The organism is Pseudomonas sp. ITEM 17296 (assembly GCF_028895205.1).
GTDB classification, from domain to species: Bacteria; Pseudomonadota; Gammaproteobacteria; order Pseudomonadales; family Pseudomonadaceae; genus Aquipseudomonas; species Aquipseudomonas kermanshahensis.
In genome coordinates this window covers 45,727-62,658 of record NZ_WJRS01000020.1, presented here as the reverse complement: position 1 = coordinate 62,658, position 16,932 = coordinate 45,727, and the positions used below count along the sequence as shown (strand labels likewise).

General features: G+C 61.7%; 14 protein-coding genes. 11 read left to right on the top strand and 3 right to left on the bottom strand.

The window, feature by feature from the left end; all coding sequences use genetic code 11:
- The first annotated feature begins 96 nt into the window (after window positions 1-96).
- The 6 genes from gcl to GIB19_RS20240 all read left to right on the top strand — a co-directional run bounded on the left by gcl (window position 97) and on the right by GIB19_RS20240 (window position 7,743).
- A complete protein-coding gene (gene gcl / locus GIB19_RS20265; protein ID WP_274887806.1) occupies window positions 97-1,872 on the top strand; it encodes a glyoxylate carboligase in 1,776 nt (591 codons plus the stop codon).
- Window positions 1,873-1,926: 54 nt separating this feature from the next.
- On the top strand, window positions 1,927-2,709 hold the full coding sequence (gene hyi / locus GIB19_RS20260; protein WP_099428675.1) for a hydroxypyruvate isomerase: 783 nt from the start codon (window positions 1,927-1,929) through the stop codon (window positions 2,707-2,709).
- 166 nt (window positions 2,710-2,875) lie between these two features.
- Window positions 2,876-3,769: a 2-hydroxy-3-oxopropionate reductase gene (locus GIB19_RS20255; protein ID WP_099428674.1), complete on the top strand. Its 894-nt coding sequence runs from the start codon at window positions 2,876-2,878 to the stop codon at window positions 3,767-3,769.
- Between the two features lie 223 nt (window positions 3,770-3,992).
- Complete coding sequence (locus GIB19_RS20250) at window positions 3,993-5,267, top strand: glycerate kinase type-2 family protein (protein WP_274887804.1); 1,275 nt, start codon at window positions 3,993-3,995, stop codon at window positions 5,265-5,267.
- Window positions 5,264-6,679 carry a pyruvate kinase gene (pyk, locus tag GIB19_RS20245; protein WP_238217376.1) on the top strand — a complete coding sequence of 472 codons (1,416 nt, stop codon included), beginning with the start codon at window positions 5,264-5,266 and terminating at the stop codon, window positions 6,677-6,679. The genes GIB19_RS20250 and pyk overlap by 4 nt, the downstream gene beginning before the upstream one ends.
- Window positions 6,680-6,867: 188 nt before the next feature.
- A complete protein-coding gene (locus tag GIB19_RS20240) occupies window positions 6,868-7,743 on the top strand; it encodes an urea transporter (protein ID WP_099428672.1) in 876 nt (291 codons plus the stop codon).
- Between the two features lie 3 nt (window positions 7,744-7,746).
- On the opposite strand, the gene GIB19_RS20235 is transcribed toward GIB19_RS20240, so the two are convergent.
- Window positions 7,747-8,508 (bottom strand): RHS repeat-associated core domain-containing protein, encoded by a 762-nt coding sequence (locus tag GIB19_RS20235; protein WP_274887802.1) that lies wholly within the window; start codon window positions 8,506-8,508, stop codon window positions 7,747-7,749.
- A 160-nt stretch (window positions 8,509-8,668) separates the two neighbouring features.
- Here GIB19_RS20235 and GIB19_RS20230 point away from each other — a divergent pair, with 160 nt between their 5' ends.
- From GIB19_RS20230 to GIB19_RS20215, 4 genes are all read left to right on the top strand, one after another.
- A complete protein-coding gene (locus GIB19_RS20230; protein ID WP_274887801.1) occupies window positions 8,669-9,490 on the top strand; it encodes an ion transporter in 822 nt (273 codons plus the stop codon).
- A gap of 217 nt (window positions 9,491-9,707) precedes the next feature.
- On the top strand, window positions 9,708-10,706 hold the full coding sequence (locus GIB19_RS20225; protein WP_085272522.1) for a sulfate ABC transporter substrate-binding protein: 999 nt from the start codon (window positions 9,708-9,710) through the stop codon (window positions 10,704-10,706).
- Between the two features lie 103 nt (window positions 10,707-10,809).
- Window positions 10,810-12,048 (top strand): alginate lyase family protein, encoded by a 1,239-nt coding sequence (locus GIB19_RS20220; protein WP_274887799.1) that lies wholly within the window; start codon window positions 10,810-10,812, stop codon window positions 12,046-12,048.
- 57 nt (window positions 12,049-12,105) lie between these two features.
- A complete protein-coding gene (locus GIB19_RS20215) occupies window positions 12,106-14,130 on the top strand; it encodes a mechanosensitive ion channel family protein (protein ID WP_274887798.1) in 2,025 nt (674 codons plus the stop codon).
- A gap of 58 nt (window positions 14,131-14,188) precedes the next feature.
- Here the strand turns inward: GIB19_RS20215 and GIB19_RS20210 are convergent, their stop codons facing one another.
- Together GIB19_RS20210 and GIB19_RS20205 are read right to left on the bottom strand one after the other, a co-directional pair.
- Window positions 14,189-15,115: a class I SAM-dependent methyltransferase gene (locus GIB19_RS20210; RefSeq protein ID WP_274887797.1), complete on the bottom strand. Its 927-nt coding sequence runs from the start codon at window positions 15,113-15,115 to the stop codon at window positions 14,189-14,191.
- 144 nt (window positions 15,116-15,259) lie between these two features.
- Window positions 15,260-16,156 carry a DMT family transporter gene (locus GIB19_RS20205; RefSeq protein ID WP_274887796.1) on the bottom strand — a complete coding sequence of 299 codons (897 nt, stop codon included), beginning with the start codon at window positions 16,154-16,156 and terminating at the stop codon, window positions 15,260-15,262.
- Between the two features lie 133 nt (window positions 16,157-16,289).
- On the opposite strand from GIB19_RS20205, the gene GIB19_RS20200 reads away from it, so the two are divergent.
- Complete coding sequence (locus GIB19_RS20200) at window positions 16,290-16,727, top strand: Lrp/AsnC family transcriptional regulator (RefSeq protein WP_274887795.1); 438 nt, start codon at window positions 16,290-16,292, stop codon at window positions 16,725-16,727.
- The last annotated feature ends 205 nt before the right edge of the window (window positions 16,728-16,932 follow it).

Here is a 16,932-nt window from a genome sequence, read left to right as displayed (position 1 = left end):
CCCCGATGAAAATCCATTGACCTAAGCAGGCAGGCGTGAATACACTCTGCCGCACAGCAAGTTGTATACAATTACAAAATCGATGAGGCACAACCCATGAGCAAAATGAGAGCAATCGATGCAGCCGTTCTGGTCATGCGCCGTGAAGGTGTAGATACCGCGTTCGGCATCCCAGGGGCTGCCATCAACCCGCTGTACTCGGCCCTGAAAAAAGTCGGTGGCATCGATCACGTCCTCGCTCGCCACGTTGAAGGTGCCTCGCACATGGCCGAGGGCTACACCCGTGCCAACCCAGGCAACATCGGCGTGTGCATCGGCACTTCCGGCCCTGCCGGCACCGACATGGTCACCGGCCTGTACAGTGCGTCGGCCGACTCCATCCCAATTCTCTGCATCACTGGCCAGGCCCCGCGTGCACGCCTGCACAAAGAAGACTTCCAGGCCGTCGACATCACCAGCATCGTCAAGCCGGTGACCAAGTGGGCGACCACCGTGCTGGAGCCAGGCCAAGTGCCTTACGCGTTCCAGAAGGCCTTCTATGAAATGCGCACCGGCCGCCAAGGCCCTGTGCTGATCGACCTGCCGTTCGACGTGCAGATGGCTGAAATCGAATTCGACATCGACGCCTACGAGCCGCTGGCCGTCAACAAGCCATCCGCCACCCGTGTTCAGGCCGAAAAAGCCCTGGCAATGCTCAATGACGCCGAGCGCCCACTGCTGGTGGCAGGCGGCGGCATCATCAACGCCGACGCCAGCGACAAGCTGGTCGAGTTCGCTGAGCTGACCGGTGTACCGGTCATCCCGACCCTGATGGGCTGGGGCACCATCCCGGACGACCACGCCCTGATGGTCGGCATGGTCGGCCTGCAGACGTCGCACCGCTACGGCAACGCCACCCTGCTCAAATCCGACCTGGTGTTCGGCATCGGTAACCGTTGGGCCAACCGCCACACCGGCTCCGTCGACGTCTACACCGAAGGCCGCAAGTTCGTGCACGTGGACATCGAACCGACCCAGATCGGCCGCGTATTCACCCCAGACCTGGGTATCGTGTCGGACGCTGGCAAGGCGCTGGATGTGTTCCTCGAAGTGGCCCGCGAGTGGAAAGCCGCTGGCAAGCTCAAGTGCCGCAAGGCCTGGCTGGAAGACTGCCAGGAGCGCAAGGCCACCCTGCAGCGCAAGACCCACTTCGACAACGTGCCGGTCAAGCCACAGCGCGTGTACGAAGAGATGAACCAGGTGTTCGGCAAGGACACCACCTACGTCAGCACCATCGGCCTGTCGCAGATCGCCGGCGCGCAGTTCCTGCACGTGTACAAGCCACGTCACTGGATCAACTGCGGCCAGGCTGGCCCGCTGGGCTGGACCATCCCTGCCGCACTGGGTGTGGTCAAGGCCGACCCATCGCGCAAAGTGGTCGCCCTGTCGGGTGACTATGACTTCCAGTTCATGATCGAAGAGCTGGCAGTCGGCGCGCAGTTCAACCTGCCGTACGTCCACGTGCTGGTGAACAACGCCTACCTCGGCCTGATCCGCCAGGCGCAGCGTGGCTTCGACATGGATTACTGTGTACAACTGGCGTTCGAGAACATCAACTCCAGCGACGCCGCCAGCTACGGTGTCGATCACGTCGCCGTGGTCGAAGGCCTGGGCTGCAAGGCCATCCGCGTATTCGAGCCAGGCGAAATCGCCCCTGCCCTGCTCAAGGCGCAGAAAATGGCCGAAGAGTTCCGCGTGCCGGTGGTGGTTGAAGTGATTCTCGAGCGTGTGACCAACATTTCCATGGGCACCGAGATCAACGCGGTCAACGAGTTCGAAGACCTGGCCCTGGTCGGTAACGACGCGCCAACCGCCATCTCGATGCTGGACTGATCGCCTGACGCCCCCAGGCATGCCCTGGGGGCCTTCATCGCAAGGAGACAACTCATGCCTCGCTTCGCTGCCAACCTGTCCATGCTGTTCACCGAACAGGACTTCCTGGCCCGCTTCAAGGCCGCCGCCGATGCTGGTTTCAGCGGCGTCGAATACCTCTTCCCGTACGATTTCAGCGCCGCCGAAATCAAGCAGCAGCTCGATGCGCACGGCCTGACCCAGGTGCTGTTCAACCTGCCGGCCGGCGACTGGGCCAAAGGCGAGCGTGGCATCACCTGCCACCCCGACCGTGTTGAAGAGTTCCGCGCCGGTGTCGACAAGGCCATCGAATACGCCAAGGTCCTGGGCAATACCCAGGTCAACGCCCTGGCCGGCATCCGCCCGCAAGGCCTGCAATGCGCCGAGGTGCGCAAGACCTTCGTCGACAACCTGAAGTTTGCCGCCGAAAAACTGAAAGCCGCCGGGATCCGCCTGGTCATGGAAATGATCAACACCCGCGACATCCCAGGCTTCTACCTGAATACCACGAAGCAAGCCCTGGAAATCCAGGCCGAAGTCGGCAGCGACAACCTGTTCCTGCAGTACGACATCTACCACATGCAGATCATGGAAGGTGACCTGGCTCGCACGATGGAAGCCAACCTGAAACTGATCAACCACATCCAGCTGGCCGACAACCCAGGCCGCAACGAGCCAGGCACCGGCGAGATCAACTACCGCTTCCTGTTCGAGCACCTGGACCGCATCGGCTACCAGGGTTGGGTGGGCGCCGAGTACAAGCCGCTGACCACCACTGAAGCGGGCCTGGGCTGGCTGAAGACCCACAACGCAATTTAAGGGCGCATACGCACGTTGTAGGAGCAGCCTTGTGCTGCGAAGAGGCCATCTCTGCGCTAGAAGATCTGCCTGTCATACCGGCCTCTTCGCAGCACAAGGCTGCTCCTACAAGGGCCTGCATTGCCTGCTCCATCGAGATTCAACAAATACAACGAGGTAATCTCTCATGGCTAAAATCGGCTTTATCGGCACCGGCATCATGGGCAAGCCCATGGCTCAGAACCTGCAAAAAGCAGGTCACAGCCTGTTCGTTTCCACCCACCACGACGCCGCCCCGGCCGACCTGATCGCCGCTGGCGCGGTGGCCCTGGCCAACCCGAAAGAAGTGGCCCAGGAAGCTGAATTCATCATCGTCATGGTCCCCGACACCCCGCAGGTGGAAGCCGTCCTGTTCGGTGAGAACGGCGTGGCCGAAGGTGTCGGCCCGAACAAGGTCGTGATCGACATGAGCTCGATCTCGCCGACCGCTACCAAAGCCTTCGCCGAGAAGATCAAGGCCACCGGCGCCGCCTACCTGGACGCCCCGGTGTCCGGCGGTGAAGTCGGCGCCAAGGCCGCGACCCTGAGCATCATGGTCGGTGGCTGCCCGAAAGCCTTCGAGCGCGCCCTGCCGCTGTTCGAAGCCATGGGCAAGAACATCACCCGCGTGGGTGGCAACGGCGACGGCCAGACCGCCAAGGTGGCCAACCAGATCATCGTTGCGCTGAACATCCAGGCGGTTGCCGAAGCCCTGCTGTTCGCCGCCAAGAACGGCGCCGACCCAGCCAAGGTGCGTGAAGCACTGATGGGCGGCTTCGCTTCGTCGAAAATCCTCGAAGTGCACGCCGAGCGCATGATCAAAGGCACCTTCGACCCAGGCTTCCGCATCAACCTGCACCAGAAGGACCTGAACCTGGCCCTGCAAGGCGCCAAGGAACTGGGCATCAACCTGCCCAACACCTCCAACGCCCAGCAAGTGTTCAACACCTGCCAGGCCCTGGGTGGCGGCAACTGGGACCACTCGGCGCTGATCAAAGGCCTGGAGCACATGGCCAACTTCTCGATCCGCGACGACAAGTAAGCTGAATTTGGGGGCTGCTTTGCAGCCCTTTCGCGACGCAAGGCCGCTCCTACAGGGATCGCGGTCTCATGTAGGAGCGGCCTTGTGTCGCGAAAGGGGCGCAAAGCGCCCCCAGGGTCTCTGACCCAACACCGAGCAACACCCGCCCCTGGTTCGGCCTGCACGGAGGCAGTTCCAGGGGCGTTTTCGATTCTGCAGAACAACAATAATTTGGGAGCCTGCCATGTCGGTCGATCCGCAAAAAATTCTTCGCGAGCTGTTCGACACAGCCATCGCCGCCGCCCACCCGCGCCAAGTCCTCGAACCCTACCTGCCCGCCGACCGTAGCGGCAGGGTCATCGTCATCGGCGCCGGCAAGGCCGCAGCCGCCATGGCCGAAGTGGTCGAGAAAAGCTGGCAGGGCGAAGTGTCCGGCCTCGTCGTCACCCGTTACGGCCACGGCGCCTACTGCCAGAAAATCGAGGTGGTAGAGGCCGCTCACCCGGTCCCCGATGCCGCCGGCCTGGCCGTGGCCAAGCGCGTGCTGGAGCTGGTCAGCAACCTGAACGAAGACGACCGTGTCATCTTCCTGCTCTCTGGCGGTGGTTCGGCACTGCTGGCACTGCCCGCCGAGGGCCTGACCCTGGCCGACAAGCAACACATCAACAAGGCACTGCTCAAATCCGGCGCCACCATCGGCGAGATGAACTGCGTGCGCAAGCACCTCTCGGCGATCAAAGGCGGCCGCCTGGCCAAGGCCTGCTGGCCGGCCACCGTCTACACCTATGCCATTTCCGATGTGCCCGGCGACCTCGCCACTGTCATCGCCTCTGGCCCGACCGTGGCCGACCCGAGCACCTCAGCCGACGCCCTGGCGATCATCAAACGTTACAACATCGATGCACCCAAAGCCGTCATCGACTGGCTCAACAACCCGGCGTCGGAAACCGTCAAGGCCGATGACCCGGCCCTGGCCCGCAGCCACTTCCAGCTGATCGCCAAGCCCCAGCAGTCGCTGGAAGCCGCTGCGGTCAAAGCCCGCCAGGCCGGCTTCAGCCCGCTGATCCTCGGTGATCTGGAAGGCGAGTCGCGCGAAGTGGCCAAGGTACACGCCGGTATCGCCCGGCAGATCGTGCTGCACGGCCAGCCGCTGAAAGCCCCCTGCGTGATCCTGTCCGGCGGCGAAACCACCGTGACCGTGCGCGGCAATGGCCGTGGCGGGCGCAACGCCGAGTTCCTGCTCAGCCTTACCGAAAGCCTGAAAGGCCTGCCGGGTGTGTACGCGCTGGCCGGTGACACCGACGGCATTGATGGCTCCGAAGAAAACGCCGGTGCCTTCATGACCCCTTGCAGTTATGCCCGCGCCGAAGCCTTGGGCCTGTCGGCCAGTGACGAGCTGGACAACAACAACGGCTACGGCTACTTCGCCGCGCTCGATGCGTTGATCGTCACCGAACCAACACGCACCAACGTCAACGACTTCCGCGCCATTCTGATCCTCGAGACTCCGCAATCATGACGCCTGATAAAAAAGTCAAAATCCTCGCCACCCTTGGCCCTGCGATCAACGGCATCGACGACATCCGTCAACTGGTCGAAGCCGGGGTGAACATCTTCCGCCTCAACTTCAGCCACGGCGAGCACGCCGACCATGCCCTGCGCTATCAGTGGATCCGCGAAGTCGAGCAGCAACTGAACTACCCGCTGGGCATCCTCATGGACCTGCAAGGGCCAAAGCTGCGCGTGGGCCGTTTTGCTGAAGGCAAGGTGCAACTGCAACGTGGCCAGGCACTGCGCCTGGACTTGGACAAGGCACCGGGCGATAGCCGCCGGGTCAACCTGCCGCACCCAGAGATCATCGCTGCGCTGGAACCCGGCATGGACCTGCTGCTCGATGACGGCAAGTTGCGCCTGCGCGTGACCGCCAAGCACAGTGACGCCATCGACACCGAAGTGCTGAACGGTGGCGAACTGTCCGACCGCAAGGGCGTCAACGTGCCGCAAGCGGTGCTCGACCTCTCCCCGCTCACCGAAAAAGACCGCCGCGACCTGGCCTTCGGCCTGGAGCTGGGCGTGGACTGGGTGGCCCTGTCGTTCGTGCAGCGCCCTGAAGACATTGTCGAGGCGCGCCAGCTGATTGGCGACCGCGCCTACCTGATGGCCAAGATCGAGAAACCCTCGGCGGTCGAACAGCTGCAGGCAATCGCCGAACTGGCAGACGCGATCATGGTGGCCCGCGGTGACCTGGGCGTGGAAGTACCCGCCGAAAGCGTGCCGCAGATCCAGAAGCGCATCATCGGCACCTGCCGCCAGCTGGGTAAACCGGTGGTGGTGGCCACGCAGATGCTCGAATCCATGCGCTTCTCGCCTGCGCCCACCCGCGCCGAAGTCACCGACGTGGCCAACGCCGTGGCCGAAGGTGCCGATGCGGTGATGCTGTCGGCCGAGACCGCGTCAGGCGACTACCCGTTGGAAGCCGTGCAGATGATGAGCAAGATCATCCGCCAAGTGGAAAACGGCCCCGACTACCAGGCCCAGCTCGACGTTGGCCGGCCGAAAGCCGAAGCCACCGTGTCGGACGCCATCAGCTGCGCGATCCGCCGTATCAGCGGCATTCTGCCGGTGGCGGTGCTGGTCAACTACAGCGAGTCGGGCGCCTCAACGCTACGTGCCGCGCGCGAGCGGCCACGGGCGCCGATCCTCAACCTGACGCCGAACCTGAACACGGCGCGCCGCCTGAGTGTGGCCTGGGGTGTGCACTCGGTGGTCAACGACCGCCTGCGTCAGGTTGACGAAATCTGCTCGACCGCGCTGGAAATTGCCCAGGCGCAAGGCATGGCCAGCCGCGGGGATACGCTGTTGATCACCGCCGGTGTGCCTTTCGGCAAGCCGGGTTCGACTAATACGCTGCGGATCGAGACCTTGGTCTGAAATCCGGGGGGGCGCTCTGCGCCCCTTTCGCCGGCAAGCCGGCTCCCACAGGCCGTACGCGGTCCCTGTAGGAGCTGGCTTGCCGGCGATGGAGGGCAAAGCCCTCCCCTTGCTCAGCGTCAAAAACCCTGCGGAAAACCGAGGCCCAAAGAGGCCCACCGCTTTTCAATCAACCTTACCGACTGCCCATGTACACCAAAAATTTCGTCAACCCGTGCCCCGACTGGGCCACGGCGCTGCTCAACGGCTTCAGCCAGGTGCTGCTGCTGCGCAACCCCCTGTGCGGCCTGTGCTGCCTGCTGGCCATCCTGCTGACCGCCCCCAACCTGGTCGGCGGCGCCCTGCTCGGCGCCCTTGCAGGCCTGCTCACCGCCCAGCGCCGCGGCTACGACCGCGCCGACCGCCAGGCCGGGTTGTACTGTTACAACGGCGTGCTGATCGGCATCCTGATCAGTGCGGTACTGCCGTGGTCAGCGATCATGCCGCCGCTGATCCTCGCAGCCGGTGGGCTATCGAGCATCATCACCCACCAATGGCGCAAGCGCGGTGGCAAGTTGCTGATCGCTTATACGGCGCCGTTTGTGTTGCTGGGATGGGGCACCCTGTTGCTGGCCGAGCCCGCGACCGTACCCTATGTCGAAGCCGACCCGCTGTATGCGCTGCTGCGTGGTGTGGGCCAGGTGTTCTTGCTCGACAAGCCAATGGCTGGCCTGCTGATCGTAATCGGGATGTACCTTGCCAACCCCTACGCAGCAACCTGGGCAGTGATTGGCTCTGCCATCGGCGCAGGCGTGGCGTTGCTGGCCGATCAAGCGCAGGCTGCATGGATGGGCCTTTACGGTTTCAACGCTGCATTGGCGGCACTGGCGTTCAGCAGGCAAGGAGAGCGTCCGTGGGTGACAGTGTTGGCGATCGTGATGGCAATCGCTGTTCAAAGCATTGCCTCCAGTCTGAATCTGCCGCTGCTGACAGCCCCTTTCGTCATCGCCTGCTGGATCCTTGGCGCAGTCCTGGCTCAGTTGAGGCGACATGGAGCGCAGCAAGGCCTAACACGACGCAGCTGAGGATCACTTAGTTCTGGTGTGTGCCACTGCAGCGACCGGATCATTCGCGTAGTCGTTATCACGGCCAAGCCGGACGCGATCGCCACTTCCCCCGGTTTGAGCGCTCGCTCCTCCTGGGAGCATAATATCGGCGAAGGTGTGCGTGTCGAACTTGATTAATTCAAAACCAGTTTTCAAGAGTCCCACTTCTGCTTCTTGGGGAACGGTCGACTTTGGAATATACAAGTCGCCAGACCGATAAAAAGATTCGGAATTGACGTAGGCCTCCATGGCCGAACCATCTTTGCCTCGTCTCCCAGTGATCTTCTTCCCTCCCCCCATGAACTCGAATGTTTCAAATTTACCGTCCTTCAGTCGATATACCTGCAGCTTCTGCTTGAATGCGTTGAGTCGACCCAGCGGTTTAAGATAGTCCCGCAACTTCGGCTTCGGCAGATCGAGCTCAACCAACAGTTTGCTAAGGCCCGTCGGAGCACGGCCTGAAGAATCGTGGAAATTAATGGGATCGCCAAAACAGTACGCGTAGCAACTGATACCGCCCGCACCAAATGGGCTCAGGCTGTCGGAGCTCAGGAACCGCATGATGGCCGAGCTATACAACCTATGCCCGTTGCCCAACAGATACCCACCAGTCACTCGGTCGCGCCACTGCCCATTGAAGCCAAGTAGCACCGCCGCCTCATCGCCCGCTCTATACCCGTAAGGTGTGTAGGCCATTCCGTGCATCAGCGCACGGCTAGGCGTGATCAATCTACGACTGCGCATGGGTGTGCTTCCAGGGTCATTTAACAGCATCAAGTTTCACGCTAACGCCTACCGCGCCTCAACTAGCAGAAATATCAGGTTGCCTTTTCCGTGTGCGGCAGTTGCACAACTATCCGCGAGGCTTCTAGGCTGTAGCCTTGACCCAAGGAATCACCTCCCCATGCACACCCCGCAAAGCTGGCGCGAACGGCTCTACGTCATCGTCTTCCAGACCGACACCGTCGCCGGGCGCCGCTTCGACAAGACCCTTCTGCTGATCATCCTCGCCAGCCTGGTCACGGTGATCCTCGACAGCATCGACGAAATACACCAAGGCTACGCCGGCCTGCTCGCTGCCATCGAATGGGGCTTCACCTCGATCTTCCTGGCCGAATACCTCACGCGCCTGTACTGCTCGCCCAAGCCCCTGCGGTACGCCTTCAGCTTCTACGGCCTGGTCGACCTGCTGGCGATCGTCCCCGGGGTCATCGCCCTCTATTACAGCGACGCGCAATACCTGCTGATCATCCGGGTCATCCGCATGCTGCGGATCTTCCGCGTGCTCAAGCTTGGCCAGTACCTCAAGCAGGCCAACTACCTGATGGCCGCGCTGCGGGGCAGCAAGCAGAAGATCATCGTGTTCCTGGTCACTGTCTCGACCCTGGTGACGGTGTTCGGCACCTTGATGTACGTGATCGAAGGGCCGGAGCACGGCTTTACCAGCATTCCCAAAGGCATCTATTGGGCCATTGTCACCCTGACCACGGTGGGCTTTGGCGACATCGTGCCGAAGACGCCGCTGGGGCAGGTGCTGTCGTCGCTGGTGATGATCACCGGTTACTCGATCATCGCCGTGCCTACCGGCATCTTTACCGCAGAATTGGCCAATGCCATGCGTGGGGAGCAGTTGCAGCATGACTGCCCAACCTGCCGCAAGAGCAGCCACGAACACGATGCGTCCTTCTGTTCGCGCTGCGGCAATGGGCTATTTCCCAAGCAGTGATGCTGCCTGCGCCGGCCCTTTCGCGGGTAAACCCGCTCCCACAGGGAACGCGCACTGCTCAGGCCTGTGGTGATCCTGTGGGAGCGGGTTTACCCGCGAAAGGGCCGGCACAGGCAGAAGCATAACCAAAGTCGTTTTTGTTCTTTAACCCGCACAAACCCAGCCGCTATAGTCGCTGGCAATCTGCCCCAATAACCTTCAAGAACAAGGAAGCAACGTGAAAAAACTCTTCACCGCCTCGCTGCTCGCCGCAGGCCTGGCCCTCGGCAACCTCGCCCAGGCCGCCCCGACCCTGCTCAACGTCTCCTACGACGTGATGCGCGACTTCTACAAGGACTACAACCCGGCCTTCCAGAAACACTGGGAAGCCGAGCACAACGAGAAGGTCAATGTGCAGATGTCCTTCGGCGGCTCAAGCAAGCAAGCGCGCGCGGTGATCGACGGCCTGCCGGCCGATGTCATCACCATGAACATGGCCACCGACATCAACGCCCTGGTCGACAACGGCAAGCTGGTGCCGGACAACTGGGTCACCCGCCTGCCGAACAACAGCGCGCCGTTCACCTCGGCCACCGTGTTCATCGTGCGCAAAGGCAACCCCAAGGCACTGAAAGACTGGCCCGACCTGCTCAAGGATGGCGTGCAAGTAATCGTGCCCAACCCGAAAACCTCGGGTAACGGCCGTTACACCTACCTCTCGGCGTGGGGCTATGTGCTCAAGCAAGGCGGTGACGAGACCAAGGCCCGCGACTTCGTCGGCAAGCTGTTCAAACAGGCGCCAGTGCTGGATACCGGTGGCCGCGCCGCGACCACCACCTTCATGACCAACCAAATCGGCGACGTGCTGGTGACCTTCGAAAACGAAGCCGAAATGATCGCCCGCGAATTCGGCCGCGACCAGTTCGAAGTGGTCTACCCAAGTGTGTCCGCCGAAGCTGAGCCACCGGTAAGCGTGGTTGACAAGGTGGTGGCGAAAAAAGGTACCCAGGCCGTGGCCGAGGAATACCTGAAGTACCTGTGGTCGCCAGCGGCACAAGAAATCGCCGCGAACAACTACCTGCGCCCACGTGATCCGGCGGTGTTGGCCAAGTACACCGACCGCTTCCCGAAAGTGGACTTCCTGTCGGTGGAAAAAACCTTTGGTGACTGGCGTACCGTGCAGAAGACCCACTTCAACGACGGTGGTGTGTTCGACCAGATCTACAGCGGGCAGTAACTTACAAACACAGTCCTCGCCGTACGGCTACTGATAGTTCTGTCAGTAGCCGTACTTCAGAAACTTGGCAGCATGGGCCTCATGACTCAATGAGGCACTAACCATGCGTAAATTCCTTTTAATCTCCGCCCTCACCCTTGCAGGCCTCAGTACAGCCATTTCTGCAGACTCCCAACGCCTTTCGCCGACTGTCGGTCTGCCACTGAACCACCCTGGCATCCTGGTTGACACCGCACTTTTGAATTTCGTCAAAGCCCGATTAGACACGCAGCCTTGGAAGGATGCCTTTGCGCAAGCAAAGGACAGTAAATGGGCCGCTGAGGACTACAAGGCCACCCCCTTCGCCACGGTTGAATGCGGCTCGGGCTCCACTAATCCGCGCGTTGGCTGCTTTGAAGAAATGGATGACGCAGCGGCGACATACACACAGGCGTTGCTGTGGTCGTATACCGGTAATGCTCAATATGCCGCGAACGTTAGAAGCGTTCTGCTGGCGTGGGCAACGACGCTGACGGGCGGACATCAGGCGAGTAATGGTCCATTGCAAGCTGCCTGGACCGCCGCACTCTTTAGCCGGGGCCTTGAAATCGTCGATGAAGGCTACACCGGTTGGTTGCCGGATGAACGGGCGAAGGTTAAGAAAATGCTCACAGAGCAGCACCTCCCCACTATCAAGCAGATGTTCATCTCTGGCTCGCTGTGCCATAACAAGAACTGGCATGCCACCGCGATTGAGGCAATGGCCAATATCGGTATCGTCACGGATGACCGCGGGTTATTCGACGAAGCCATCAGGCGTTGGCATCAACTCGTACCTGCTTATATTTATGACGAGCAAGACGATAACAGGCCGCCCAATGCACCGTGGTGCAGGCTCGATGACGACCGGATCAAGGCGCACTGGCACTTTCCCAAGCACTACGTGAAGGGCCTTAGCCAAGAAACCTGCCGTGACCTCGCCCACACTTCGATGGGCTTGGCAGCCATCATCAACGTCGCAGAAACCGCCAGGCTGCAGGGCGTCGATTTGTATAGCAAAGAGCAGCAACGCATTGTCGCAGCGCTGGAACTGCATAGCGCGCAGATGAATGGCAACATCCCGCAGCCGCTCTGCAAGGCGCCTATCCGCGAGAACATCAGCGGCACCTTCGAAATTGCCTACAACCATTACGCACTGCGCAAAGGGGTCAACATGCCCGGGACGCAAACATTTCTGGCAAAAAAACGCCCACAAGTGGGCGCGTTTCACCTGCGCTGGGAAACGCTCACCCATGGGCTGACGGGCTCGCTGCAAGGCAATCGCTGGCCCATTCACACCCACATCGAACTTTCGCGACGCTGAACGGCTCAGTCTCTGGAGTAACCCTACCCCGCTCATCCCGGCCCAAGGAGTACTCCAGTGCTGCGCTACCTCACCACCCTGCTGCTCGGCTGCCTGCTGAGCACCCACCTGCTGGCGGCCGACCCCGCCCCCACCGAAGAGCAACCCGCCGAACCGGAACCGGTGCTTCAGGGCGGCCTGCTCGGTGCCTTGGCCGACGGCCTGGACAGTGCCGCCCAGGAGCTTGACCTGGATGCCCACCTGGTCGACGCCTGGCGCCTGCGCACCGACCGTGCGGCCCAGGAAATGGAACGCCTGGTCGATCGCCATTCGGCCAGTGACTCGCTCACCTTGGCAGGTAACTTCATCCTGCTGACATTCACTTGGGCCGCGGCCTTCGCAGTGCTCACCACCCTTGGCCGCTGGGCCGCCACGCGCAGCGCCCGCGCGGCATGGCTGCGCGAACGCCCTCGTGCCAGCAGCCTGCTCGGCTACCTGCTGCCCTATACGCTTCCCGCCTTGGCCAGCTTGCCGCTGACCTTGTATGTCAGCCGCTTTCTCGACCCGTCGATCGCGCGCGCCCTGGGCCTGAGCCTGGCGTACGCCACCAGTAGCGGCCTGTTCTCCACCTCGATCATCCTCTGCCTGATCACCTTGTTCGATGCGGGCCACAAACGCTCGGCCGTGGCAGTGATCAAACGCCTGGCACCGCGCCCGCTGTTCCTGATCGGCTTCCTGGCCGCCTGGAGCGATGCGCTGACCAGCCCGCAGATCGCCCGCCAGCTAGGCGGCAACATCACCGCCAGCATCGCGGTACTCACCGGGCTCACTGCCACGGTCATCTTTGCCAGCCTGGTGATTCGCCTGCGCCGCCCGGTTGCACACCTGATCCGCAACCGCGCCTTCAAGGACCGCCTGCAACACCGGGCGGTGCAGGAAACCCTGCGCATCTTCTCGGTGGTGTGGTATTTGCCGATCCTGCTTATGATCCTGGTCTCGGCCATTCACCTGATCGGCGCTGGCGAAGAAAGCCAGAAGGCGCTGCAAAAAGCCTTGCTGACCACGGTGCTGCTGGTGTCCACGGTGTTTCTCAGTACTTTGCTGCAACACCTGTTGGCGCCCCGCGAAGCCGATGCTGGGCAACGGGTACGGCCTTACAAGGAACTGCTGCGCAGCCTGGCCCACGCGCTGCTGCGCATTGCCATGGCGGTGGCCTTCATCGAACTGCTGGGGCGTATCTGGGGCGTCTCGGTGATCGGCTTCGCCCTGAGCAACCGCCTGGGCCAGGCCATCAGCAATTCGCTGTCGAGCATCGGCCTGATCCTGCTGGTCACCTGGCTGCTCTGGGTGGTGCTCGACACCGCTATCCAGGAAGCGCTCAAACCAGCGCCCGGGCGCCGTACCGCGCGCCAGCCGAGCACGCGGGTGCGGACCATCCTGCCCATGCTGCGCAATGCCATCAAAGTGGTGCTGATCGTCATCTGCACCATCACCACCATGGCCAACCTGGGCATCAACGTCGCGCCGCTGCTGGCCGGTGCCGGGGTGATCGGCCTGGCCATCGGCTTTGGCTCGCAGCAACTGGTGCAGGACGTGATCACCGGGCTGTTCATCCTGATCGAAGACACCATCTCGATCGGCGACTGGGTGGTGCTCGACTCTGGCCACGCCGGCACTGTCGAAAGCCTGACCATCCGTACCCTGCGCCTGCGCGACGGCAAGGGGTTCGTGCACTCGGTGCCGTTTGGCCAGATCAAGGCGGTCACCAACCAGTCGCGGCAGTTCGCCTATGCGTTTTTCTCGGTGCAATTCACCTACGACAGCGATGTGGACCAGTCGCTGGCGCTGATCCATGAGGTGGGGCAGTCGATCAGCGACGACCCACTGCTGCGCATCAACCTGCAGGGGCCGTTGCAGGTATTCGGGGTGGACCGCATGGACTTGAACGGGTTTGTACTGACGGCGCAGTTCCGCACCATTTCCGGTGGGCAGTATGCGGTGAGCCGCGCGTTCAACGAGCGGCTGAAGAAGCGGGTGGACCAGACGGAGCAGGTGAGCTTTGCCCAGGTGTATCCGCTGCCTATGCGTGGAGTTTCAGCGTGATGCAGGCTTCACTGGCCCTTTCGCGGGCAAGCCCGCGAAAGGGCCGGCATAGCAAGCCTCAACCCTGCCGGAATACCAAGGCTTTAAGGCCCCCAGCCGGATCCGCATCAGGAAACTCCGGCGGGTTCTCCAGCCGCTCGACAAAAGCCAACGCCGGCGCCTGCTCGGCCATGCCTTCGATCAAAAACGCTGGCCCGATCCCCGGGTCGTTCACACAGGCCAGCACGGTCCCGCCCTCACTCAGCAGCTCCGGCAACCGCCGCAGAATCTTCGCGTAATCCTGGGTCAGCACAAAGCTGCCCTTCTGAAAGGTGGGCGGGTCGATGATGATCAAGTCATAGGGCCCGTACTTACGCACCTTGCCCCAGGACTTGAACAGCTCATGCCCCAGGTACGCCACCCGTGACGCATCGTGGCCATTGAGCCGGTGGTTGTCTCGCCCGCGGGACAACGCCGACTTGGCCATGTCCAGGTTCACTACCTGCTCCGCCCCACCCGCAATGGCCGCTACCGAGAAACCGCAGGTATAGGCAAACAGGTTGAGCACCCGCTTGCCTGCTGCCTGTTCGCGTACCCAGCGTCGGCCATAGCGCATGTCCAGGAACAGGCCGTTGTTCTGCCGTACGCCCAGGTCCAGCAGGTAAGTCAGGCCGTCCTCGACGACCTCACGCTGCTGGCACGGCTCGCCCCACAGCCATTGGCCGGGGCTGTCCGGCAGGTAGCGATGCTGGATGAGGATGGCCTGGCCATGCCATTGCGGGCGCTGGGCGAGGTTACGCAGCATGGCCTCCAGCTCCGCCAGTTGGCCTTCAGGCGGCTCACGGAACAGCGCCACCGACAGCACGCCTTGCAGCCAGTCCACCGTCACCTGCTCAAGGCCCGGCCAGCAGCGGCCACGGCCGTGGAACAGGCGACGGGTTTCCTGTGGGGCGGGGTCGAGGGCGGCGAGCAGGTGTTGCTCAAGGGTCTGGATCGGCGAAGTCATGGCGGGTCGCAAGCTGGAAAAAGCGGCATTCTACCCTTGCGGGCCTCTTCGCGGGTAAACCCGCCCACCCGTACTGCACCGCTTCGAAGGACAGCACGATACCTGTGGGAGCGGGTTACCCGCGAAGAGGCCCGCAAGGTCACCTCAATGTTTGGCTGCAACCCGCGCAGAACTAAACCACCATCCCTGCTGCATCCCCGCCGCTGCCAGCAGAATCAGTGCCACGCCCAGCCATTGCAACGGTGCCAGCCGGTGCCCAAAGGCCACCCAGTCGACAAGAATTGCCGCAATCGGGTAAACGAACGACAGCGCGCCAGTCAGTGCGGTAGGCAAGCGCTGAATAGCGCTGTACAGCAACACATACATCACCCCGGTATGAACGATGCCGAGGGTCACCAGGCTGGCCAGCGCCGAAGTCTCACCCGGCAACCCACCCAGCTTGACCCACGGCGCTAGCAGCAGCACGCCGGTGGCAACCTGGATCAATGCAATCAGGTGCGGTGGCGTACCTTTAAGGCGCTTGATGATCAACGCAGCGATTGCATACAAAAACGCCGCGCCCAGCGCCAGGCCAATGCCCAGCAGGTAATCCTCGCCACTGCCCTGCCCCACACCGTGGGCGCTGACGATAGCCAGCATGCCCAGGAAGGCAACGCTCAACCAGGTGACCTTGGGCAAGGTGATCTTCTCGCCCAGAAACACAGCCGCCAGCCCCACCAGCATGAACGGTTGGACGTTGTAAACGGCGGTGCCGATGGCGATCGAAGCGCGTGAATAAGAGGCGAACAGCAACACCCAGTTGCCGACGATGGCCACACCGCTGGCAATCGCCAGCACAAACGCCGTGCGGCCGATCACACCCGGCTTGAGAAAGCCCAAGGCCGCGCAGATCACCAGCAACGTGCCAGTACCGAACACGCACCGCCAGAACACCACGTCGAGTACTGGCTGGCCCGACACCAGCACGAACCAGCCGATGGTCCCGGAAATCAGCATGGCAGCGACCATTTCCAGCGAGCCACGGCGCAATGAACTGTCCATCTCACACCTCCGTTGATAATGGCAACAGTATGCAAAGGGTGACGGGGGACCTTCCAGCGGATATCAAAGGCGCATCCGCCAGCTTGCCTTTACTATCAAGGCAAATCACCCGAATAGCCTGATGAGGTTACGCATGACCGATGCTATCGACCAACTGCTGATCAACGCATTGATGGAAGACTCGCGGCGCTCACTCAAGGCCCTGGCGCAGATCAGTGGCTTGTCTGCCCCCAGCGTCAGCGAGCGTTTGCGCCGCCTGGAAGAGCGCGGCGTCTTGCGTGGCTACACCGTGAATGTCGACCCGCGCAGTTTCGGTTACCAGTTGCAGGCGATCGTGCGTATCCGCCCGCTGCCGGGGCAGTTGCAGGAAGTGGAGCGGCAGATCATTGCGATCCCTGAGTTCACCGAATGCGACAAGGTGACCGGCGAGGACTGCTTCATTGCGCGTTTGCATGTGCGCTCGATGGAACAGCTCGACACCCTGCTCGACCGGATCAATGTGCTGGCCGAAACCAACACCGCGATCATCAAGAAGAGCCCGGTGAAGCGACGCCTGCCGCCGATGGGCTGAACCTGCCTCGAAGTGGTCGGCACAGGGAAAAGCTGACTATTTTTTGTACACATGAATGTCACCATAGGTGCCATTTTTGTGTGCACTTTTCTCAGCCGCGCCCCAATACGTTACACCCTTCACGCCACTAATTTTGACCAATTGATCAACTAACATAACGATCAAAAAATAAAAGCTGTTTAGTTGGTCAAATTTTATTTCCTTA